This window comes from Petropleomorpha daqingensis (assembly GCF_013408985.1).
Taxonomy (GTDB): domain Bacteria; phylum Actinomycetota; class Actinomycetes; order Mycobacteriales; family Geodermatophilaceae; genus Petropleomorpha; species Petropleomorpha daqingensis.
The window spans coordinates 219,035-238,559 of record NZ_JACBZT010000001.1; the positions used below are offsets into that span (position 1 = coordinate 219,035).

Consider the following 19,525-nt stretch of genomic DNA (forward strand, 5'->3'; position numbering starts at 1 on the left):
CCTGGTCAGTCTTCATGCTCCGGCACATGGACCAGCTCGATGAGCTGTTTGAGTTCATCCATCCACGCGAGTCCCTCTTGTCGCGACATCTCGCCAACTGTTTCTCCGTCAACGACGTTGTAGCGATCGTCGAGCTGGTCGTAGATCCGCCAAGCGCGCTCTCTCACGAGGGCTACAGGATGTCGAACTGCTACGTTCTCTAGCTCGGTGAGCACGTCCGCGGCCGTGGAGATCGATGGGCGATTCTTGTTGGCGGCCACGTAGTCGTTGTCACGCGCGTGCTGGTCGATGAACTCCGCCTCGAGCCAGCCCAGGGCCGCGTGCAAACTCCTTAGCGACCACTCTCGCGCTCCAGCGATATCATCTTCTCGACGAACCCTCCGCGCTTGGGCCAGATCCGCAGAATGGCGCTCTCGTTGATAGGCGAGGTCTGTCGTCTGCGCCGCCGTTTTGCCCCGTCGCTCTAGGCGATCGCGCAATCCTCCAGCCAGATTGTTCACGACCCCCGCGATGACCCCCGACCCCAACCCCAGGGCCAGGATCTGCGACCACGTCACGGCTCAGTCGTTCGCACCGGCGGCTGACCGACGCATGGACCACATCTGAGCGGGGCGCTCGAACTGCATCGCGACATCCCACGGGACGGCGCCGTTGACGACCTCCCTGCGGAAGTTGCCCGCGGCCATCCGCGCAAGCTCCGGATCCGCAGCCACACGTGCGGCGAGCTCCAAGGAACGCTTCTCCACCTCGGCGTCGTCCACGGACTCCCACGCCAGCCCGAGCTCGCGGGCTCGGTCGCCGTTTATCTCCTCGCCGAACAGCGCCATCGCCGCGGCAGCCTCGCGGCCGATCAGCCGCGACAGGATGACGAAGTGCCCGCCGCCCGGATGCATCCCGCGCTTCAGAAAGCCGCACAGCAGGCGCGCATCCCGCGCCACGATCCGCAGATCGGTCGCCAGCAACATGTTCATCCCGGCGCCCACCGCCGACCCACGCACCGCGGCGACAGTTGGCACGCGAACTTGCCCAAGCCGGTAGAAGGAGTCGTAGATCGCCGACATGCCCTCGTAGTTCGAGGACTCGGCCGGGTCGCGGCCGGCGTCGGTCAGCGTCTTGATGTCTCCGCCGGCGCAGAACGACTTCCCCACCGCCCGCACGACCAGCGCGCCGACGTCCGAACGCCCATCCACCTCGTCGAAGGCGGCCATGAGCTCACCAGCCATGCCCGACGTCAGCGCGTTGCGCCGGTCCGGCGCGTTGAGCGTCACGACGGCCACAGCGCCGTCGTAGTCGAGCAGCACCTCACCCGAGCCAGCAGCCACGAGCCCACCCTTCGACCAGTCGGCCGACTCCCCTGTCGACCGGCGCCCTCCCGGCATCAGACCACGCGCCGGATCCCCTTGTGCCGGCCGCCCCCGACTGGTCAGGTGACCGGCGTCATATCCCACTTCACGGGGGTCGTCGTGAACCTCACCCAGGGACTCCACCGCGCCGTCCAGCAGAAGCCGAACGCCGTCGCCACAGTCTGCGCCGGCCGCACGCGGACGCACCGCGAATCCGTCGACCGCATCGCCCGGCTGGCCGGCGCCCTGCAGGACCTGGGCATCGAGGACGGCGAGCGCGCCGCGATCCTCTCCCTCAACTCCGACCGCTACCACGAGTTCCTCGGCGCCACGCTGTGGGCCGGCGGCGTCGTCGTCCCGGTCAACCTGCGCTGGAGCATCCCGGAGATCGCCGAGTCCCTCACCGAGGTCGACGCCCGCGTGCTCGTCGTCGACGACGCGTTCGCCGGTCACGTCGACGGCATCCGCGCCGCCCACCCACGGCTCGAGCACGTCGTCCACGCCGGCGACGGCGCCACGCCCGACGGCATGCAGCCGTTCGAGGAGCTCATCGGCAGCCACGAGCCGATCGAGGACACCGGCCGCCGCGGCGACGACCTGGCCGCCGTCTTCTACACCGGCGGCACCACCGGCCGGTCCAAGGGCGTCATGCTCAGCCACGCGAACCTGCTGACGTCCAGCATCGGCACCCTGGCCACCGAGCACTTCATCAGTCCGGACGGCGTCTTCCTGCACGCCGCGCCGATGTTCCACCTCGCCGACCTTGCCGCCTGGACCGGTCAGCTGATCCGCGGCGGCACGCACGTGATGATCCCGATGTTCGAGCCGGTCGCGCTCATGACCGCCGTCGCCGAGCACCAGGTCACCGACGTCCTGCTGGTGCCGACGATGATCCAGCTGCTCGTTGACCACCCGCGGATCGACGAGTTCGACCTGACCAGCATCCGGCGGATCTCCTACGGCGCCTCACCGATGTCCGAAGGCGTGCTCGGCCGCGCGCTCAAGGCGCTGCCCAACGCGCAGTTCACCCAGCTGTACGGGATGACCGAGCTCTCCCCCGCCGCCACCGGCAACCTGCCCATCGACCACGAGCACCCGAAGCGCCGCCGTGCCGCCGGCCGGGCGCTGCCGCACAACGAGGTGCGCATCGTCGGTCCGGACGACGTCGAGCTGCCGCGTGGCGAGGTCGGCGAGATCGTCGTCCGCGGCGGGAACGTGATGCTCGGCTACTGGAACCGACCCGAGGAGACCGCCGAGGCGCTGCGCGGCGGCTGGATGCACACCGGCGACGGCGGCTACATGGACGACGACGGCTACGTCTACATCTCCGACCGGATCAAGGACATGATCATCTCCGGCGGGGAGAACGTGTACTCGGTCGAGGTGGAGAGCGTCCTCACCCAGCACCCGTCGATCGCCACGTGCGCGGTGATCGGCGTCCCGGACGAGAAGTGGGGCGAGCGGGTTCACGCCGTCGTCGTCCCGGTCGGCGGCGCCTCCCTCACCATCGAGGAGCTGCGCGAGTTCTGCGCCGAGCGGATCGCCGGCTACAAGACGCCGCGGTCGATGGAGCTCGTCGAGGGGCTACCGCTGAGCGCCGCCGGCAAGGTGCTCAAGCGCGAGCTGCGCAAGCCGTACTGGGAAGACCAGGAGCGCGCCGTCCACTGACGGCGGGCTCGGACCAGCCACTGGCACCGAGCGTCCGAGGGCGCCTCGCGTCGCCTTTGCGACATGAGGCGCCCTCGGTCGTGCTGCGCCGCGTCAGGCGATCGAGCGCACGTTGGACAGGTCGGCCGGCGGCTGGCTGTTCGCCGCGGCGTCGGTGTCGACGATGGCCCGCAGGAGCAGCCCACCCTGCAGCTTCACCAGCCGCGAGGTGAGCGTCGCCAAGTAACGGACGCCGACCCGAAGGTCGACCACGGTGCGCGGGGTCACGTTCAGCGCCGCCCGCTTGACCTTGGCGGCGAGCTCAGCGGGGCTGGGCTGGTAGAGCCACGCCGGGCCGGACGGGCCCTGCGGACCCTGCACGCCGGGCAGGCCGGCTGGGCCGGCCGGACCGGCCGGGCCCTGCACACCCTGCCGACCCTGCGGGCCGGGAACGCCGGGCGCACCCTGTTCCCCCTGCTCGCCCTGCTCACCCTGCAGGCCGCGCGGACCCTTCTCCCCGGTCTCGCCGATCACACCGCGCTGTCCTGGGGCACCGGGCAGACCCTGCTCGCCCTGCAGCCCCTGCTCACCGGCCGGACCCCGCTCCCCAACGGGTCCCACCGGTCCACGGGGACCGTGCTCACCCTGGGCCCCGGGCGGCCCCTGCTCGCCGGCCAGACCCTGCGGGCCGACCTCGCCGCGCGGCCCGACCGGACCCTGCGCACCCTGCTCACCCTGCTCGCCGGGCCGGCCGGTGGAGCCGGGCAGGCCCCGCTCGCCCTGCGGGCCGGTCGCACCCTCGGGCCCTTGCTGACCCCGCGGGCCGATCGGCCCCTTCTCGCCTCGCTCACCGGCGGGGCCGACCGGGCCGGCCGGGCCCTTGTCGCCCTTCTCGCCTCGCTCCCCGGGAGGGCCGACCGGACCCTTGGGGCCCTTGTCACCAGGCTCGCCGGGGCGGCCGACCGGGCCGGTCGGACCCTTCAGACCGCGGTCGCCCTCCTCGACGGTGACGTCGACGGGAACCTCGACGGTCTCGTGGCGGGTCGTAACGCGCGAATCGGTCGTCGATTCGGTCATGAATGGGGACTGCCTTCCATCAGTGGCGGGCGGTGCTGAGAGAGCCACCCGCGCTCGTATCGGGACCCCCGTCCCTCGCAGAGGAACCCGTCCGACGCCGGCGCAGCCGACATCAGACGGATCCGTTCCGAAGGCCGACCCCCGCATGCCCGCCGCTAACCGCAGCAAGCAACCGGTGCCTATGACGAGACTCACAGCTCCGGCCGCTCCCGACTCTCGAGGCCAGATCCGCAGGTGAAGCGCCACTCTGGCGGCCGCCTCTTGGTGCTCTCCCACATCTCACCCGCCAACCCGGGCGCGTCGCCCCTCCTTCTGCTATTGGGAAGAGCTGAGCGGATCGCGGGCTACAAGACGCCGCGGTCCATGGAGCTCGTGGAGGCGCTGCCCCGTCCGCCGGCACAGTGCTCAAGCGCGAGCTGGGCAGGCCCTATTGGGAGAACCAGGAGCGGGCGGTCCACTGAGCAACGGTCCCAGCACGCTCGGTCAGGGACCGGCCGATCGGGCAGCCGCCCCCTGGCCCGTTCGACCACACGACGGGTGAGATCGGCGTCACAGTGCGCCTGCACGCCCGAGATGAGGGAGCCCTCCATGGATCGACTGCGGTTCGGCACGTTCCTGGCCCCGTTCCACCCCGCCGGAGAGAACCCGACGCTGGCACTCCAGCGCGACCTCGAGCTGGTCGAGCACCTCGACCGCCTCGGCTACGACGAGGCCTGGATCGGCGAGCACCACTCGGCCGGCACCGAGCTGATCGCGTCGCCCGAGATCTTCATCGCCGCCGCGGCGGAGCGGACCAAGCGCATCAAGCTCGGTACCGGCGTCACCTCGATCGCGTACCACAACCCGCTCTGGGTGGCCGAGCGCATGCTCCTTCTCGACCACCTCACCCGGGGACGCGCCATGCTCGGCTGCGGCCCGGGCTCGCTGCCCACCGACTCGATGATGCTCGGCCTCACCCCCACCGACACCCGCGAGCTGCTCGAGGTCGACCTCGACATCATCATGCGGCTGCTCCGCGGCGAGACGGTCACCGCCGAGACCAAGACGCACAAGCTCGTCGACGCCCGCACGCACCTGCGGCCGTACACCGAGCCCTGCTTCGAGATCGCCGTCGCCGCCGTCGCCTCCCCCACCGGACCGCGCATGGCCGGCCAGCACGGCATCGGGCTGCTCTCCATCGGCGCCACGCTGACCAAGGAGGGCTTCGACGCGCTGGCCCACCACTGGAACGTCGTCGAGGAACGCGCCGCGCACTACGGCCAGACGGCCAACCGCCGCGACTGGCGCCTGGTCGGGCTCATGCACATCGCCGAGACACGCGAGCAGGCCTACCGCGAGGTCGAGTACGGCATCGAGACGTGGTTCCGGTACTTCCAGAAGGTCGCCGCGTTCCCCCAGATGGCCGTCGAGGGCGGCGACGTCAAGGAGATGATCGACTTCATCAACGAGGCCGGGATCGGCGCGATCGGCACCGTCGAGGACGCCCGCGCCCAGGTCCAGCGGCTGTGGGACCAGTCCGGCGGTTTCGGCTGCATGCTGCTGCTCGGCCACGAGTGGGCCAACCCGGAGGCGACCAAGCGCTCCTGGGAGCTGATCGCCCAGCGCGTCATCCCGCACTTCCAGGGCGGCGAGATCAGCCATGCCCAGCAGACGCTCGACCGCGCGGGATACGCCACGTCCAAGCGCGACGACTACGCGGCCGCGCAGCTGCAGGCCGTCGCCACGATGACGGAGCGCTACCAGCAGGAGGTCGCGTCCGACAAGCAGTCCTGACGACGGCTCAGTTGAAGCCGGCGAAGGCGTTCCGCAGGTCCTCGAACGAGCTCACCACCGAGTGCACGACGCCGAAGATGTAGAGCAGCAGCGCGGTGTTCGCGAGAACGAGGATCAGGACCAGCGTCAGCAGCACGTAGACGGCGGTCGGTACCTCGGGCCGCCGTCGCGGAGGACGAGACGGCGCCTGCTGCCAGTAGGTGTCGGGCGGATTCGGATGCACGAGTTCCGTATCGGCACCCGCCCGCGTCCGAAGCACGCCCCGACAAAGCGCCCGGTCAGAGCTCCCGCACGCGGAACCAGCGTTGGAGCTGCCCGATCCTGGTGCTCGAGTGCCCGTTCGGGCAGTCAAAGGCGACGGGGTAGGCGGTCCGCCGGCCCCAGCCGTAGATGACCCGCCAGTGTGCGGTGCCGAGCACCTGCAGCGGCCCGTCCGCCGGAGCGGCTTCCTCGCACTTGGGACACCACTCTTCCGTCGCCTGCTCCACGAGACCGGACACGACGCCTCCAGGGTGTGACCACGTCTGCCGCTGGTCTACGCGCCCGTCGGCGACGACACCAGGCGGTTCTCGAAATGAGCCACTCGGCCCGAGACGAACCTCACCAGTCACACGACTTTCGACGCGCCGCCGGCTCATTGACACGGTTCGCCGTCCTGCCAGACCCTAGGTGAGTACCTGGACACGGTGAGTGACAGAGCGGGTGGGCCAAGGATGGCGCGACGGGGGCTGCGGCACGGGCGACCGGGCCATCGCTTCGCCTTCCTCACCGTCACAGCGGCCCTCGGCGCGGTCGGCGTCGGGCTGATCTTCCCTCCGACTCCCGGACAGGCAGAGACCACGACGGCCGCCATGGCCAGCACCGTCGACGACAGCGGCGAGATCTCCGCCCAGGCCGCGGCCGCCATCCCCCAGGCCCAGGCCCGCGCGCACACCATCGCCGCGGTCACCGCCCAGCGGACCGCCGCCGCACAGGCCGCCCAGGCGGCCGCTGCCGCCGCGGCCGAGCACGCCAACGCAGGCCCCGACGACTTCCGCGCCTACGCCAAGCAGAAGGTCGGCGACTCCCAGTTCAGCTGCCTGGACAAGCTCTGGACCCGCGAGAGCCACTGGAACAACAAGGCCGACAACCCGTCCAGCACCGCCTACGGCATCGCCCAGCTGCTCGACTCGACCTGGTCGCACACCGGCATCAAGAAGACCTCCGACGGCTACCGCCAGGTCGACGCCGGCCTCGTCTACATCGACAAGGTCTACGGCAGCCCCTGCAACGCCTGGGCCCACTCGCAGAAGACCGGCTGGTACTAGGCAGAAGGTGTAGGACGGCGCCATGGAGACGTGGGACGCCGTCCGCGCACGACGCAACGTGCGCCAGTACACCGACCAGCCCATCCCCCGCGAGCAGCTCGAGCAGATCCTCGAGGCCGGCCGCCGCTCGCCGTCCTCGAGCAACTGGCAGCCCTGGCACTTCGTCGTCGTCACCGATCGCGACCAGCTGACAGAGCTCGCCAAGGCGTGGCCCCAGGGCGGCACGCACATCGCCCGTTCGGCTGCGACGATCGCCCTGGTCGCCGAGCAGCCGGACGACGAGCAGATCCGCCAGCGGATCGCCTACGACTTCGGCCAGGCGACCGCGTTCATGATGATCACCGCCACCGACCTCGGCATCGGCTCCGGCCACTCCGCCGTCCGCGACCAGGAGCAGGCCCAGAAGGTGCTCGGGTTCCCCGACGGCTACTTCGCCGCCTACATGATCGGCTTCGGCTACCCCGCCGACCGTCCGCTGCGGCCGCTGGTCAAGCCCGACCGTCGTCCCTTCGACGAGGTCGTGCACTGGGAGCGCTGGTAGCCGAAAGTCCGACTGGACACACGGACGGTGGCGCGAGAGCGTGTGCGCCACCGTCGGCATGAAGGAGAAGGCGCATGCACGTCCGCTCGACCACCGTCATGGGGGATCCGGCGTCCATCGAGGACGGCGTCGAGTTCCTGCGCAACAAGGTCATGCAGACGCTGCAGACGACGGAAGGCTGTCTAGGCCTGTCCATGCTCGCCGATCGGGAGACCGGCCGGTGCATCGCCTCGACCGCCTGGGAGTCCGCGGAGGCCATGAAGGCCACCGAGCACCAGCTGCAGGCCAGCCGCAGCTCGTTCGCCCTCGCCGTCGGCGGCGACCACCCCGAGGTGCAGGCGTGGGAGATCGCGCTCGTGCACCGCGAGCACCCGGCCGGGGACGGCGCCGGCGCGCAGGTCGCCTGGGCCCGCATCCAGCCCAACCACATCGACGACCTGGTCGCCGCCTACCGCGAGAACCTCATGCCGAAGCTTTCCGGCCTGCCCGGGTTCTGCAGCCTCAGCTTCATGGTCGACCGCCGCAACGGGAAGACCGTCAGCGTCACCTGCTTCGAGACCGCCGAGGCGCTGAGCCGGGTCCGCAAGGAGGCCCGCTCGATGCGCCAGCAGTTCGCCCAGGCGATGGGCGCGCAGATCGTCGACGTCGCCGAGATGGAGCTCGCGCTCGCCCACCTGGGAGTCCCCGAAACCGTCTAGGTCTGCCGATGATTTCTCGGGCACCCACGGAGGCGCCCGAGACTCCCGAGAGGACGGCATGATCCCGCGCGCACTACCCGCCGTTGTCCAGGCGACCGTTCTCAGCGCGCAGCCGCTCTCGACCGGCAACCTCCTCGCCGACTGCGAGCGGTGGTGCCGGGACCATCTCCCCGCTCGCCCGCGCCGTTCGTCGGTGGTCGCCGTCCGACGGGCTGCCTAGCGTCGGACGGCGTGCAGCCGCCGCGCGCCTTCCGCACGCGGGTCGCGTCCGCCGGGTTGCCCGTGGGGACGACGACCGCCCCGGTGACGGACGACGACCTCGCTGTCCTGCCCCCGGTCGTCGTCCGCTACCTGCGGGCCATGGGCGTGGTCGGGCGCGCCTGGTCCTTTCAGGCCCACTGGAGCGGCCGGTTCCGCCTCGGCCCGGACAAGCCCTGGATGCCGTGCGACGCCTGGCAGTACAACTCCGCGCTCGAGATCGCCCGGCTGTTCCGCATGCGGCTGCTCGTCGGCCGGGTGGTGCCCATGTGGGGTTGGGACACCTACCGCAACGGCACCGGCCGGATGCTCGGCAAGGCGCTCGGGCTGGTGACCGTAGCCGACGGCTCGGGTCCCGAGTTCGACACCGGCGAGCTGACGACGTGGCTCAACGACGCCGTTCTGCTCGCCCCCGGCATGCTGCTGTCGATCAAGGCGACCTGGGAGGCCACGGGCGAGGACAGCTTCCGGGTCTCGGTCACCGACGCCGGCCGCACGGTCAGTGCCGAGGTGTTCCTGGACGACGACGACCGCCCGCGGGACTTCCGCAGCGAGGACCGCTACGCCGACCTGCCCGGCGGCCTCGTCCGCGCGCTCTGGAGCACGCCGGTGACGGGTTGGACCGTCGTCGACGGCCGGCCGCGGATCACCGGCGGCGCCGCGGTCTGGCACCTGCCGGACTGCGAGTTCCGCTACGGCGAGCTGGCGCTGACCGACCTCGCCCTCGACGTCGCGCCAAACTCCGCCGGCGGCGCTGTTCACCCGGACGGGTGAAGCGCCCGCTGTAGTCGATCCACTGAGCAGCGCGGATATCCGATTCCTCCAGCATGCACAGGTACAAGGCGAGCACCGCCCAGCCGAGGGTGCACCTCGACCTGGCGACGTCCGCGCTGCGTTCCGAGCTGCGCCAGAAGATCCGCCAGGACGGCGCCGACGAGCTGCCGGACTGGTCGACCCTGCGGATCTGGGGCCCGTTCGAGGTCTTCGGCCAGAAGGGCGAGATCTGCTACGAGTACCGCGGCCTGGTGGACACCCTCACGCCGCTGGCAATGCCCACCCGCGCGCTCGCCGGGTAGCCGGGCGGCGACGCGCCGCCCGGCCCGCGTTGCGCATCAGTTCGTCCGGTTGAACTCCACGCCGGCGCCCAGCGCCTCGGCGCCCTGCGCCACATCGAGAACCGGGTGCACGGCGATGTCCACGTACGGGGTGAAGATGGCGCAGTCTCGCGCCAGGACCGCCATGTCATCGGTCTCCCCGACGGCGAACCCCCCACCGCCGTCCACCCGCGCCACGAACTGGTGGATGGTCGTGCTGGGGGTCCACTTGCTCAGCACCTCCAGCGACCGCTGGAGCGACGCCAGGTTCTCCTCCGACGATCCGCCCGAGCGGTTCGTCCACTGCAGCACGTACTTCATCGGGACCTCCCCTCGTCTGGGTGGGTGCCCTGACCACAGTCCCGCGTGACCGGCGCGGCCGCTGCAACCGTGGCCGAGCCGCGCCAGAGTCCTACCGGCGGGCGGCGGCCTCAAGCGATGTGCGCCCTCCCCCGACACGGTGCCTGGCGATCCCCTCCCCAGAGCGAGGGGCTGCTACCGACGGTGCTCAGCTGGCGGCGTCGACGCGGTCGCCGGCCCGAGGCCGCAGCGAACGGACGACGTTCTTCGCCACCTCGAAGATCGGCCCGGTGTCCCACGGCTTGCGGATCGGCTCGTCGTCCTCGGCCTGGAGGTCGGCCGGCACGACCTGCCGCTCGGCCGCCAGCTGCAGCCGCGCCCGACGCCTGGCGAGCACCGCTTCCTTCTGCCGGTCGACCCGCTCCTTCTCGGCCAGGATCAGCAGCTCCTGCTGCGCCCGCTCGACCTCGCGGCGGGTCTGCTGCTGCATCGTCTCGACGCTGATGTCGCCGTCGTCACGGATCTCGGCGAGCTTGTCGTACGCCGTCGCCGGGCTGAAGTTGAGCAGCGTCTTCATGAACACCGGCAGCAGCTCGATGCAGATGAACAGCAGCGAGAGCATGAAGTGCGCGAACCCGAGCGTCGAGTTCGTGTCCGACAGCCGGCCCAGGGCCTGCAGGCGGATGAGGATGCCGGTGTTGTCGGCGTTGGTCGCGTCGAACGCCTGCTGCAGCCGCGTCTGGTCGGCGGTCAGCCGGGCCAGCTCGGCCTGGTCCGTCTCCAGCGAAGACGCCGCCTGCGACGCCGAGCGCGCCTGCCCCGACGACAGCGCGGCAGTGGCCGCGTCCAGGTCCGACTTCGCCGAGGCGACGACCGCGGCCTGAGCGTCGGCGGCCGCCCGCGCCTGCACGTACGCCTCGCCGGTGCCGGGCTCGCCGGTGCCGCACGTGCCGTTCAGCTCGCACTGCGCCTTGTTCTGCAGGTCCTGCTGGGTCGCCAGCGCCTGGTCGTACGCCGTCTGCGCGGCGGTCATCGCGCCGGTCAACGGAAGAAGGGTCGTGTCGCCGTCCCCACCGGACGCGACGATCGCTTGCTCGGCGGCCACGCGATCCCGCAGGTCCGGGAGGCCGGCGAAGCGCGCGTCGCTGTCCAGCGACTTCTTGTACGCGTCGGACTGCTCGGCCTGCAGCGCGACGATCTCGGTGTCGATCTCCTTGTGGAAGATCTGCAGCGTCAGCGGGGTCGAGATCACGATGCCGAGCACGAGCGCGAGCCCCACCCGCGGCACGGCCATCAGCAGGTTGCGCTTGGTCGACGAGTCGTGCGCCATCCCGACCAGCAGCATCCGGTCGAGGTTGACGATCACCAGGCCCCAGAACAGGCCGATCAGGATCGCCACCGGCCAGACGGCACCGACGGCCATGTGGACGGCGAAAGCCGCGGAGAGGACGGCGAGGCCGCCGGTCGACAGCAGCACGCCACCGAGCGCGACGAACTTCGCGCGCGAGCCCGGCGCCACCTGGAGGATGTCCGCCCGGGCACCCGCCAGCACCGCCAGCGCGTTGCCGATCCGCCCTCGTCGACGTGCCATCCTTCGTGACCTCCCCCGGACGACGGGTCGGGTGCTCGTCCGTCGTCCTCAGGTACTCATCGGCAGTCCACGGGCGAGGTCGGACGGACCTTGACGCCGATTCCGTCCAGCGGGACCGTCGGCTCCTCTGCGAGGAGGCGAGCCATGCAGACTCGGTTCACCCGGTTGGTCGGCTGCTCCGTCCCGATCCAGCTGGCCCCCATGGGCGCGGTCTCGTCCCCCGACCTCGCGGCGGCGGTCGCCGACGCCGGCGGCGTCGGCACGGTCACCTCCCTGGGGTCGCCACCCGAGGTCTTCCTCGCCCGCCTCGACGACCTGTGCGAGCGCACGGACGGCGCCCTGTCGGCCAACGTCCTCCTCCCGGACGTCGACGAGGAGTTCCTCGCGGCGGTCGCCGAGCACGTGCGCCTCGTCGACTTCTTCTGGTTCGACCCGCAGCCGCAGCTGGTGGAGATCGCCCACCGGGCCGGCGCGCTCGTCGCCTGGCAGGTCGGCTCGGTCGAGGAGGCGCGCGCCGCCGCCGACGCCGGCTGCGACGTGGTGACCGTGCAGGGCCTCGAGGCGGGCGGCCACGTGCGTGGACACGAACCGCTGTTCCCCCTGCTGCAGGAGGTCCTCGACGCCGTGGCCGTGCCGGTTCTCGCCGCCGGCGGGATCTCCGACCCCGGGACGTTCGCCGAGGTGATGCGCGCAGGTGCGGACGGCGCCCGGATCGGCACGCGGTTCATCGCGACCACCGAGTCCGGCGCGCACCCCGCCTACAAGCAGGCGATCGTGGACGCCGGCGACGACGCCACCGTGATCACCGACGCGTTCGCCGACTGCCCGCTGTGCGCCACCAGCCCTCGAGCCAGGGTGCTGCGCGCGGCCGTCGATCGGGTCAATGCAATTGAGGACGACGTCGTCGGGACCGCGGCCATGGGCGACCGGAGCATGCCGATCCCCCGCCACTCCGGGATGCCGCCGTTCGCCGGGGTCGACGGGCACGTCGACGCGATGGCGCTCTACGCGGGCGCCGGCGTGGGCTCTGTCGACGCGGTGCGGCCCGCGGCCGAGGTGATCGCCGAGCTGATGGCCGCTGCCGACCGTCCGCCCGCGCACGCCGGCTGACCCCACCAGGGCACCGGCCGCTGCTACCTTGCCGCCGGTGAGCGAGGGACCGGGCGAGTTCGCGGAGCGGCTGCGGCGCTTCCGCGAGCGGGCCGCGCTCACGCAGGAGGAGCTCGCCGAGCGCGCCGGCGTCACCGCCAAGGCGATCAGCGCCCTGGAGCGCGGCGAGCGGCGTCGTCCGTATCCGCACACCGTCCGCGCGCTCGCCGACGCGCTGAAGCTGGACGACGCCGACCGCGACGCCCTCTCCGCCGCGGCGAGGCCGTCCGCCGCGGTTGCAGCCGAGGGCCCGGCCGTCCCGCTGATCGGCCGGGAGCGCGACCGGGAGGAGCTCGTCCGCCTGCTGGGCGAGCACCGGCTGGTCACGCTCACCGGGCCCGGCGGGGTCGGCAAGACGACCCTGGCCGTCGCGGTCGCCGGAGCAGGCGCCACGGTCGTGGAGCTCGCGCCGGTCGCCGAGGCGCGGCTCGTCGTCCCCACTCTCGCCCGGGCACTGGGCGTCCGGCAGTCCGGCGCCGCACTGCTCGACGCCGTCGTCGCGCAGCTCGGCAGCCGCGAGCACCTCGTCGTCCTCGACAACCTGGAGCACGTGCTCGACGCCGCCGGCGACGTCGCCGAGCTGCTGACCAAGGCGCCCCGGTTGACCGTGCTGGCCACCAGCCGGGCGCCGCTGCGGATCCGCGCCGAGCGCGAGTACCCGCTCGCACCCCTGCCGGTGCCCGGCAGCAGCCATCCCGACGACGTCGCCCGCTCCCCCGCCGTCCAGGTCTTCCTAGACCGTGCCCGCGCCGCGGGCCGCGAGGTCGCGCTCCACGGAAACGCCGCCGAGCTCGCGCAGATCTGCCGCCGCCTCGACGGCCTCCCGCTCGCCCTCGAGCTGGCCGCCGCGCACGCCCGCTTCCTCGATCCCGCCGCGCTGCTGCAGCGGCTCGACCAGGCGGTGCAGTCCCCGCGCTCCCGCGACCTGCCCGAACGGCAGCGCACCATGCGGGCGACCCTCGACTGGAGCCACGACTTGCTCACCTCGGCCGAGCAGCTGCTGCTCCGGCGGCTGTCGGTCTTCGCCGGCGGCTTTCCCCTCGACGCCGCCGAGCACCTGCAGCCCGGCGCGTTCGCCGCCCTCGGCGGGCTGGTCGAGCAGTCACTCGTCGTCGCCGAGGACGGCCGCTACCGGATGCTCGAGCCGGTCCGGCAGTACGCCGCGGCCCGGCTCGCCGAGGCCGGCGAGACCGCCGTCGTCGCCGACCGGGCGGCCGACTTCTTCGTCGACCTCGCCGCCGACGTCCGGCCCGGCCTGGAGACCGCCGAGCAGCGCGCGTCGCTCGACCGGCTCGCCGCCGAGCACGGCAACCTCGCGGCGACCTTCGCCCACCTGATCGCGGCCCGCCGGCACGGCGACGCCGCACTGCTCGCCGCCGACACCTGGATGTACTGGGCGCTCCGGGGCAACGGCCTCGAGGGACTGGGCTGGGTCACCCGGATCCCGGAGGACGGGCTGGACGACGAGGAGTGCGCCGCCCGGGCCGTCGCGCTCGCCGTGCTGCGCTACGCGACAGGCGACATCCCCGGCATCGTCGCCCCCGCCGCGACCGCGGCCGAGGCGGCCCGCGCCGCCGGTGACGACGCCCGGCTGGCGGAGGCGCTGGAGCTGCGCGCGTCGGCGGCCCTCTTCCTCGGCGATCCGCAGGCCGCGGCGCTGGCCGAGGAGGCCCGCCAGGTCGCGCGCGAGACCGGCAACCCCTGGATCGAGGCCCACACCGCGCAGGTCGAGGGCCGGCGGCTGCTCCGCCTCGGCGACCTCGACGGCGCGGCGGCCGCTCTCGCCGACGCCGAGCGGCTGGCCCGCAAGGCCGGCGCGCCCTTCACGATCGCGACGGCGCTCAACGCGCGGGCCACCCTCGCCAGGGCCAGGGGCGAGGACGACGTCGCGCTGGAGCTGCTGCTGGAGGTCGTCGACCTGGCGGCCGCCGTCCGGACGACGTGGAACCTGGCCTACGCGCTGCCGGACCTGGGCGCCCTCGCCGCCGAACGGGGCCAGGCCGAGCTGGCCGCGGAGCTGTTCGGGGCCGGCGCCGCCGCGGCGGCGGTGACGGTCGCCGTCCCGCCCGATCCCGAGCTGGCCGGCCGGTGGCTCAACACCGCCCGCGACGAGGTCGGCGAAGAGGCGTTCGGGCGGGCGTGGGAACGCGGCCGGCACGTGCTGCCGGCCGACGTCCCCGCGCTGGCCGCGCGGATCAGCCGCGGACCCTCGCGACGTACTTCCGGTACTTCCGGGCGAACACGGTCTTGAGCAGGATCCGCACCGGCAGCGGGACGTTGGCGTACATCTCCGTCGCCTCCGCAGGCGTCGCGTCCTCGACGACCATCCAGAACATCAACGGCAGCTCGGACTTCGCCATCTGACCGAAGCCGTGCTCGCCGAGCTGGCGCCACTCCTCCTGGCTGACGTGCCGGGCGGCCAGCGGCAGGATGTTCTGCTCCTCCTCGCCCAGGTGCAGGAAGAGGACGTCGGCGAGCTCGGCGAAGGTGTCGGCGACCTCGGTGGTGACCGCTGGGCGGGCCTCGGCCTCCCAGCGGTCGAGCGCGGCGGTCAGCCGCTCGGTGCAGTCCTCGACCCGGTGGTGCTGGCCCTCCATGCGGTGGATGAGCTCCTCGTCGGGCGGGCAGCGCTCGAGCAGCTTCGGCCAGAGCAGCTCGTCCTCGCCGGAGTGGTGGTAGTGCAGGCCGGTCAGGATCCGCCGGCCGTGGTCGGCCAGGACGGCGGCGCGGCCGGTGTCACCCGCGGCGACCCCGCGCACGAGCTGCGGCATCAGGCCGAACTCGCGGCGGAACGCGCGGTGCACGGTGTACATGTCGGAGACGTCGGTGAGCTGGGTGTTCGAGGTCGTTGTCATGGCTGCGAGCCTGTCGACGCGGCGCGGAACACCCCACCCACAGCAGCCCCCACAGTCGTCCCACACCGGCGCGTTGGCCCGGATCTGTCGGAGGCCTCCCGCACCATTCCGCCGTGGGTTACTTCGGCACGTTCATCTACCGCGACGGCGAGTGGCGCGACCGCTCCGACGGCACCTCCGAGCTCGTGGTCGACATCCACGACAGCGACATCGCGACGGTGGACTACCGCCCGGCGCCGCCCGGGCTGGGCCGCTTCTACCTGGGCATCCAGCCGCGCGACTACTTCGCCGACCCCGACGCCAGCCGGCCGGTCGACGTCCCGGCCGAGGTCGACGGCTTCGTGAGCTGGGCGCTGCAGACCTTCGGCCGCGCGCCGCTGCCCGAGGACGTCCGCGACCTGGTCGCCGAGACCGGCAGCACCGTGCCGGACGACGACTTCGTCGAGGACACCGCCGCCCACCTGATCCAGCTGCTCGGCCTGCCCCTGCCGCAGGCGCTGCAGGAGGTCACCGGCTGATAGCCGCCGGCACGGAGTGCGGGAACGGATCGGTGCCGTCGAACGACCCGGCGGTGGCGAAGACCATCAGACCTGCGGCCGCCGCGGCGATGCCCGCGGACGCGGCCAGCTTCCGGAGCAGTCGTCGCACCGGAGGAGCGTGCCGTCCGGCGATCGGATCGCGTAGCTCAACGGCGTCGCAGTAGCCCGTCCGGGCGCTGCTTTCCCTCTGCCCGGGGAACGCCTCGGGCCCCGCACGTCCTCCCCGTGGTAGGACGCGCAGGGCCCGGCGACTTCCCCCTGAGCTGCGAGTTCCCCCTCTCGCAGACACCAGGTTGCCGGGCGTTCCGCGCGTCCCCCGCAAGCCCACCGCAAGAAATCCGCACGACCGCGCACCCCTATCGCCGTCCCCGGCGATGACAGGGACGAGATGGCCGCGCTCCGGTCCGCGTGCTCTGCCTTTCCCCCGTGGGGCGGAAGCGCGGCCGGGCGCGGTCATCTCCTACGTGCGCGGCTGCCAGCCCGCGGCGAGCTTCGCGTAGACGGTCTGCATCGCCGTCAGCGGAGTCATCGACTGCTGCACCTGCAGCCGCTTGACCTCGTCCAGGACGGCGTCCCACGATCCGGCCGGGGCGGCGTCGCGCAGCTGCGCGCGCGCCTCGACGAGCTGGGCGGTTCGCGACGGCAGCGCGGTGCCCAGGCCCGCGCTGCCCACCGGCTCGATGATCATGCCGATGGGGTCGGCATGATCGCCTGGAAGTGAAGTGGAGTCGCCCCAAGTCTTCACTGGCGACATCAGTGGTCCCTTCCGCGCGTTGGAGGAAGCCGTGATCGACCGCCCCGTGCCCATCGTCCTGGCGCCGCTGGCCGGTGGACCGTCCACGCCGGCGCTGGCCGCCGCGGTCAGCGGCGCCGGAGGATTCGGCTTCCTCGGCGCCGGCTACCTGACCGCCGAGAAGCTGGCCGACGCCATCGCGGAGACGCGCCGCCTCACCGACCAGCCCTTCGGCGTCAACCTCTTCGTGCCGGGCCAGCCGTCGCCGCCGGACGTCGCCGCCACCTACGCCGACGACCTCCGACAGGCCGGTCTCCAGCCCGGCGAACCCCGCTACTCGGACGACGAGTGGCCGGCCAAGCTCGACCTGCTCGCCGCCGACCCGGTCGCCGTCGTCTCCTTCACCTTCGGCTGCCCGACGCCGGACGTCGTCCGCCGGTTGCAGGACGCCGGCAGCGAGTGCTGGGTGACCGTGACCTCGCCGGCCGAGGCGCGCCAGGCCGCCGACTCAGGCGCCGACGCGGTCGTCGTCCAGGGCGCCGAGGCCGGCGGCCACCGCGGCTCGTTCACCGACACCGACGAGGTCGTCGGCCTGATCGCCCTGCTCCAGCTGGTCCGCGCAGCCACCGACCTGCCGATGATCGCCGCCGGCGGGCTGATGACCGGCGCCGCGGTCGCCGCCGTCCTGGCCTGCGGGGCGAGCGCCGCCGCGCTCGGGACGGTCTTCCTCGACTCACCCGAGGCCGGGACGTCGGCCGTGCAGCGCGAGTCCCTGCGCTCCACCGAACCCACCGCGCTGACCCGCGCCTTCACCGGCCGGCTGGCCCGGGGCATCCGCAACCGGTTCCTGACCGAGCACGCCGACGCCCCGAGCGCCTACCCCGAGATCCACTACGTGACCGCGCCGCTGCGGGCGGCGGCGCGATCTGCGGGCGATCCGGAGCTGGTCAACCTCTGGGCCGGCCAGGCCTATTCATTGGCACGTCCGGTGCCGGCCGCCGACCTGGTCCGGCAGCTCCACGAGGACGCCCGCGCCGCGGCCGCCGACGCCCTGCGCGCTTTATCGCGATAAGGCACCGCGGCGCGGGTCGAACAGGTCGATCGGGTGCGCCGTCGTCCCGGTGGTCGACAGGTCGGCGAGGATCTCGCCGATCACCGGCACGAACTTGAACCCGTGCCCGGAGAACCCGCAGGCCACGGTCACGTTCGGGTGCTCCGGGTGGACGGCGACGACGAAGTGCTCGTCCGGCGTGGTCGTGTACATGCACGCAGCGCCGCGCAGGAACCGGCCGGGCATCCCGGGGGCGAAGGCGCCCAGGCGCTTCGCCATGAACTCGACCTCATCCGGGTGGACGACGCGGTCGATCGTCTCCGGCGTGGTCACCGAGCCGTGCCGGAAGAACGCCGTCTTCACCCCGCCGTCCGGACCGTCGATGGCCGGGAAGCCGTAGAGCTGCAGACCGTCGTCCGCCTGGTGGATCCAGATCGGGTGCCGCTCGTAGCGCTCGGCGCCGCCCTCCGGCTGGAACCAGTACATGACCTGGCGCTCGACGGTGAACGGGACGCCGAGGTCCTCGAGCAGCTGCGGAGCCCACGCGCCGGGGCAGATCACCAGCCGCTCGGCCCGGAACGTGCCGGTCGCCGTCGTCACCCGGACGCCGTCGCCGTCCGCCTCCCACGCGGTGACCGCCTCCTCGAAGTGCAGCTCGGCGCCCGCGCGGGCGGCGAGCTCGAGGTGCGCGGACACGCTCGCTTCGGGGCGGACGTAGCCGGCGACCGCCTCGAAGAGCGCGACCTCGCCGTCCTCGGGCTGCAGCGTCGGGAACCGGCGGCGGACCTCGGCGGCGTCGAGCAGCTCGTGCGGCAGGTCGTGCTCCTGAGCCGTGGCCAGCGACCCGCCGACGGTGCGGTGGTGCGGCTGCCCGATGTACAGGCCGCCGGTGACGGTGAGCAGGTCGGCACCTCTGTCGCGCTCGGCCCGCTCCCACAGCTCGTAGGCGCGCTGGAGCAGCGGCACGTAGTCGGGGTCCTCGAAGTAGGCCTGGCGGATGATCCGCGAGCCGCCGTGGCTGGAGCCCAGCGCGTGCGCCGGCCCGAACCGCTCGAACCCCAGCACCCGCTGCCCGCGGCCGGCCAGGTGGGCGGCCGCGGCGCTGCCCATCCCGCCCAGCCCGACCACGATCACGTCGAACGTCACCGCGTCATCTTCTCCAAGACGGCGCGCTGGGCGGGGCTGATCGCGATCGCGGCGGTCCGACTCGCGTCCACCAGCGCGAAGACGAACTCGCACTCCCCCGCGTCGTCGTCGTCCTGCTCGAGCGCCAGGCCGACGGTGAAGGAGGTCGTCCCAATCCGCCGGACCTCGACGTCGACGGTCAGCTCTCCGGTGAACAGCTCCCGCCGGAAATCGGAGGACACGTGCACCATCGCAAGATCCATCGGCACGATCTCGGGGACGCAGTACTGCTGCAGGGCCAGCTGCCAGACGTCCGACGCCGCCTCGATCGCCAGGTAGAACGGCACGTGCCGGCTGGTCGGCGTCGTCCCGTCCCGGCCGGGTCGCTGCTGCACCGGAACGACGAAGCGAGGCACAGATCCTCCAAGTTGACGTGGGCGTCAG

The 19,525-nt window shown here is 72.3% G+C and carries 23 protein-coding genes; 11 read left to right on the forward strand and 12 right to left on the reverse strand.

The window, feature by feature from the left end; genetic code table 11:
* Positions 1 to 5 precede the first annotated feature (5 nt).
* Entirely contained in the window at positions 6 to 557 is a 552-nt protein-coding gene (locus tag GGQ55_RS01040) for a hypothetical protein (protein WP_179714712.1), read from the reverse strand.
* 3 nt (positions 558 to 560) lie between these two features.
* Complete coding sequence (locus tag GGQ55_RS01045) at positions 561 to 1,322, reverse strand: enoyl-CoA hydratase/isomerase family protein (protein ID WP_366488508.1); 762 nt, start codon at positions 1,320 to 1,322, stop codon at positions 561 to 563.
* Positions 1,323 to 1,427: 105 nt separating this feature from the next.
* On the opposite strand from GGQ55_RS01045, the gene GGQ55_RS01050 reads away from it, so the two are divergent.
* The gene (locus GGQ55_RS01050; protein ID WP_366488509.1) at positions 1,428 to 3,011 is read left to right on the forward strand and encodes an acyl-CoA synthetase; all 1,584 of its coding nucleotides are present in this window, start codon (positions 1,428 to 1,430) and stop codon (positions 3,009 to 3,011) included.
* Between the two features lie 93 nt (positions 3,012 to 3,104).
* Here the strand turns inward: GGQ55_RS01050 and GGQ55_RS01055 are convergent, their stop codons facing one another.
* Complete coding sequence (locus GGQ55_RS01055; protein WP_179714714.1) at positions 3,105 to 4,067, reverse strand: collagen-like domain-containing protein; 963 nt, start codon at positions 4,065 to 4,067, stop codon at positions 3,105 to 3,107.
* 588 nt (positions 4,068 to 4,655) lie between these two features.
* Between GGQ55_RS01055 and GGQ55_RS01060 the strand changes: the two genes are divergently transcribed.
* Positions 4,656 to 5,840, forward strand: coding sequence for an LLM class flavin-dependent oxidoreductase (locus tag GGQ55_RS01060; protein ID WP_179714715.1), 1,185 nt, complete (start codon positions 4,656 to 4,658; stop codon positions 5,838 to 5,840).
* Positions 5,841 to 5,847: 7 nt separating this feature from the next.
* On the opposite strand, the gene GGQ55_RS01065 is transcribed toward GGQ55_RS01060, so the two are convergent.
* Together GGQ55_RS01065 and GGQ55_RS01070 are read right to left on the reverse strand one after the other, a co-directional pair.
* Complete coding sequence (locus GGQ55_RS01065; protein ID WP_179714716.1) at positions 5,848 to 6,063, reverse strand: hypothetical protein; 216 nt, start codon at positions 6,061 to 6,063, stop codon at positions 5,848 to 5,850.
* Between the two features lie 55 nt (positions 6,064 to 6,118).
* Complete coding sequence (locus tag GGQ55_RS01070; RefSeq protein WP_179714717.1) at positions 6,119 to 6,340, reverse strand: hypothetical protein; 222 nt, start codon at positions 6,338 to 6,340, stop codon at positions 6,119 to 6,121.
* Between the two features lie 351 nt (positions 6,341 to 6,691).
* Here GGQ55_RS01070 and GGQ55_RS01075 point away from each other — a divergent pair, with 351 nt between their 5' ends.
* The 5 genes from GGQ55_RS01075 to GGQ55_RS01095 all read left to right on the forward strand — a co-directional run bounded on the left by GGQ55_RS01075 (position 6,692) and on the right by GGQ55_RS01095 (position 9,720).
* A complete protein-coding gene (locus tag GGQ55_RS01075) occupies positions 6,692 to 7,147 on the forward strand; it encodes a lytic transglycosylase domain-containing protein (RefSeq protein WP_246323740.1) in 456 nt (151 codons plus the stop codon).
* Positions 7,148 to 7,169: 22 nt separating this feature from the next.
* Positions 7,170 to 7,688 (forward strand): nitroreductase family protein, encoded by a 519-nt coding sequence (locus GGQ55_RS01080; protein ID WP_179714719.1) that lies wholly within the window; start codon positions 7,170 to 7,172, stop codon positions 7,686 to 7,688.
* Positions 7,689 to 7,762: 74 nt separating this feature from the next.
* Entirely contained in the window at positions 7,763 to 8,386 is a 624-nt protein-coding gene (locus GGQ55_RS01085; RefSeq protein WP_179714720.1) for a hypothetical protein, read from the forward strand.
* Positions 8,387 to 8,617: 231 nt separating this feature from the next.
* Complete coding sequence (locus GGQ55_RS01090; RefSeq protein WP_179714721.1) at positions 8,618 to 9,418, forward strand: DUF6544 family protein; 801 nt, start codon at positions 8,618 to 8,620, stop codon at positions 9,416 to 9,418.
* A gap of 53 nt (positions 9,419 to 9,471) precedes the next feature.
* Positions 9,472 to 9,720 carry a hypothetical protein gene (locus GGQ55_RS01095; protein WP_179714722.1) on the forward strand — a complete coding sequence of 83 codons (249 nt, stop codon included), beginning with the start codon at positions 9,472 to 9,474 and terminating at the stop codon, positions 9,718 to 9,720.
* A gap of 36 nt (positions 9,721 to 9,756) precedes the next feature.
* Here GGQ55_RS01095 and GGQ55_RS01100 read toward each other — a convergent pair whose 3' ends face one another.
* A complete protein-coding gene (locus tag GGQ55_RS01100; protein ID WP_179714723.1) occupies positions 9,757 to 10,059 on the reverse strand; it encodes a DUF3303 domain-containing protein in 303 nt (100 codons plus the stop codon).
* Between the two features lie 187 nt (positions 10,060 to 10,246).
* A complete protein-coding gene (locus tag GGQ55_RS01105) occupies positions 10,247 to 11,629 on the reverse strand; it encodes a DUF4407 domain-containing protein (protein ID WP_179714724.1) in 1,383 nt (460 codons plus the stop codon).
* 144 nt (positions 11,630 to 11,773) lie between these two features.
* Here GGQ55_RS01105 and GGQ55_RS01110 point away from each other — a divergent pair, with 144 nt between their 5' ends.
* The gene (locus tag GGQ55_RS01110; RefSeq protein ID WP_179714725.1) at positions 11,774 to 12,739 is read left to right on the forward strand and encodes an NAD(P)H-dependent flavin oxidoreductase; all 966 of its coding nucleotides are present in this window, start codon (positions 11,774 to 11,776) and stop codon (positions 12,737 to 12,739) included.
* Positions 12,740 to 12,776: 37 nt separating this feature from the next.
* Positions 12,777 to 15,029, forward strand: a complete 2,253-nt coding sequence (locus tag GGQ55_RS01115) for an ATP-binding protein (RefSeq protein WP_179714726.1) — start codon at positions 12,777 to 12,779, stop codon at positions 15,027 to 15,029.
* Here the strand turns inward: GGQ55_RS01115 and GGQ55_RS01120 are convergent.
* Positions 14,974 to 15,633, reverse strand: coding sequence for a hemerythrin domain-containing protein (locus tag GGQ55_RS01120; RefSeq protein WP_179714727.1), 660 nt, complete (start codon positions 15,631 to 15,633; stop codon positions 14,974 to 14,976). The genes GGQ55_RS01115 and GGQ55_RS01120 overlap by 56 nt on opposite strands.
* 113 nt (positions 15,634 to 15,746) lie before the next feature.
* Here GGQ55_RS01120 and GGQ55_RS01125 point away from each other — a divergent pair, with 113 nt between their 5' ends.
* Positions 15,747 to 16,151 carry a hypothetical protein gene (locus GGQ55_RS01125; protein ID WP_179714728.1) on the forward strand — a complete coding sequence of 135 codons (405 nt, stop codon included), beginning with the start codon at positions 15,747 to 15,749 and terminating at the stop codon, positions 16,149 to 16,151.
* On the opposite strand, the gene GGQ55_RS01130 is transcribed toward GGQ55_RS01125, so the two are convergent.
* The gene (locus GGQ55_RS01130) at positions 16,141 to 16,281 is read right to left on the reverse strand and encodes a hypothetical protein (protein WP_179714729.1); all 141 of its coding nucleotides are present in this window, start codon (positions 16,279 to 16,281) and stop codon (positions 16,141 to 16,143) included. The genes GGQ55_RS01125 and GGQ55_RS01130 overlap by 11 nt on opposite strands.
* A gap of 351 nt (positions 16,282 to 16,632) precedes the next feature.
* Positions 16,633 to 16,860, reverse strand: coding sequence for a hypothetical protein (locus tag GGQ55_RS01135; protein ID WP_179714730.1), 228 nt, complete (start codon positions 16,858 to 16,860; stop codon positions 16,633 to 16,635).
* Between the two features lie 97 nt (positions 16,861 to 16,957).
* On the opposite strand from GGQ55_RS01135, the gene GGQ55_RS01140 reads away from it, so the two are divergent.
* Positions 16,958 to 17,977: an NAD(P)H-dependent flavin oxidoreductase gene (locus GGQ55_RS01140; protein WP_179714731.1), complete on the forward strand. Its 1,020-nt coding sequence runs from the start codon at positions 16,958 to 16,960 to the stop codon at positions 17,975 to 17,977.
* Here GGQ55_RS01140 and solA read toward each other — a convergent pair.
* Complete coding sequence (gene solA, locus GGQ55_RS01145; RefSeq protein ID WP_179714732.1) at positions 17,966 to 19,102, reverse strand: N-methyl-L-tryptophan oxidase; 1,137 nt, start codon at positions 19,100 to 19,102, stop codon at positions 17,966 to 17,968. The two genes, GGQ55_RS01140 and solA, sit on opposite strands and share 12 nt — an antisense overlap.
* Positions 19,099 to 19,497: an acyl-CoA thioesterase gene (locus tag GGQ55_RS26610; protein ID WP_179714733.1), complete on the reverse strand. Its 399-nt coding sequence runs from the start codon at positions 19,495 to 19,497 to the stop codon at positions 19,099 to 19,101. Before GGQ55_RS26610 ends, solA begins: the two co-directional genes overlap by 4 nt.
* Positions 19,498 to 19,525: the final 28 nt, after the last annotated feature.

Coding starts and splice junctions, on each gene's coding strand:
- GGQ55_RS01055 (WP_179714714.1), bottom strand. CDS start 4,067: ATGACCGAATCGACGACCGATTCGCGCGTTACGACCCGCCACGAGACC.
- GGQ55_RS01060 (WP_179714715.1), top strand. CDS start 4,656: ATGGATCGACTGCGGTTCGGCACGTTCCTGGCCCCGTTCCACCCCGCC.
- GGQ55_RS01075 (WP_246323740.1), top strand. CDS start 6,692: ATGGCCAGCACCGTCGACGACAGCGGCGAGATCTCCGCCCAGGCCGCG.
- GGQ55_RS01080 (WP_179714719.1), top strand. CDS start 7,170: ATGGAGACGTGGGACGCCGTCCGCGCACGACGCAACGTGCGCCAGTAC.
- GGQ55_RS01085 (WP_179714720.1), top strand. CDS start 7,763: ATGCACGTCCGCTCGACCACCGTCATGGGGGATCCGGCGTCCATCGAG.
- GGQ55_RS01095 (WP_179714722.1), top strand. CDS start 9,472: ATGCACAGGTACAAGGCGAGCACCGCCCAGCCGAGGGTGCACCTCGAC.
- GGQ55_RS01100 (WP_179714723.1), bottom strand. CDS start 10,059: ATGAAGTACGTGCTGCAGTGGACGAACCGCTCGGGCGGATCGTCGGAG.
- GGQ55_RS01105 (WP_179714724.1), bottom strand. CDS start 11,629: ATGGCACGTCGACGAGGGCGGATCGGCAACGCGCTGGCGGTGCTGGCG.
- GGQ55_RS01110 (WP_179714725.1), top strand. CDS start 11,774: ATGCAGACTCGGTTCACCCGGTTGGTCGGCTGCTCCGTCCCGATCCAG.
- GGQ55_RS01120 (WP_179714727.1), bottom strand. CDS start 15,633: ATGACAACGACCTCGAACACCCAGCTCACCGACGTCTCCGACATGTAC.
- GGQ55_RS01135 (WP_179714730.1), bottom strand. CDS start 16,860: ATGATCATCGAGCCGGTGGGCAGCGCGGGCCTGGGCACCGCGCTGCCG.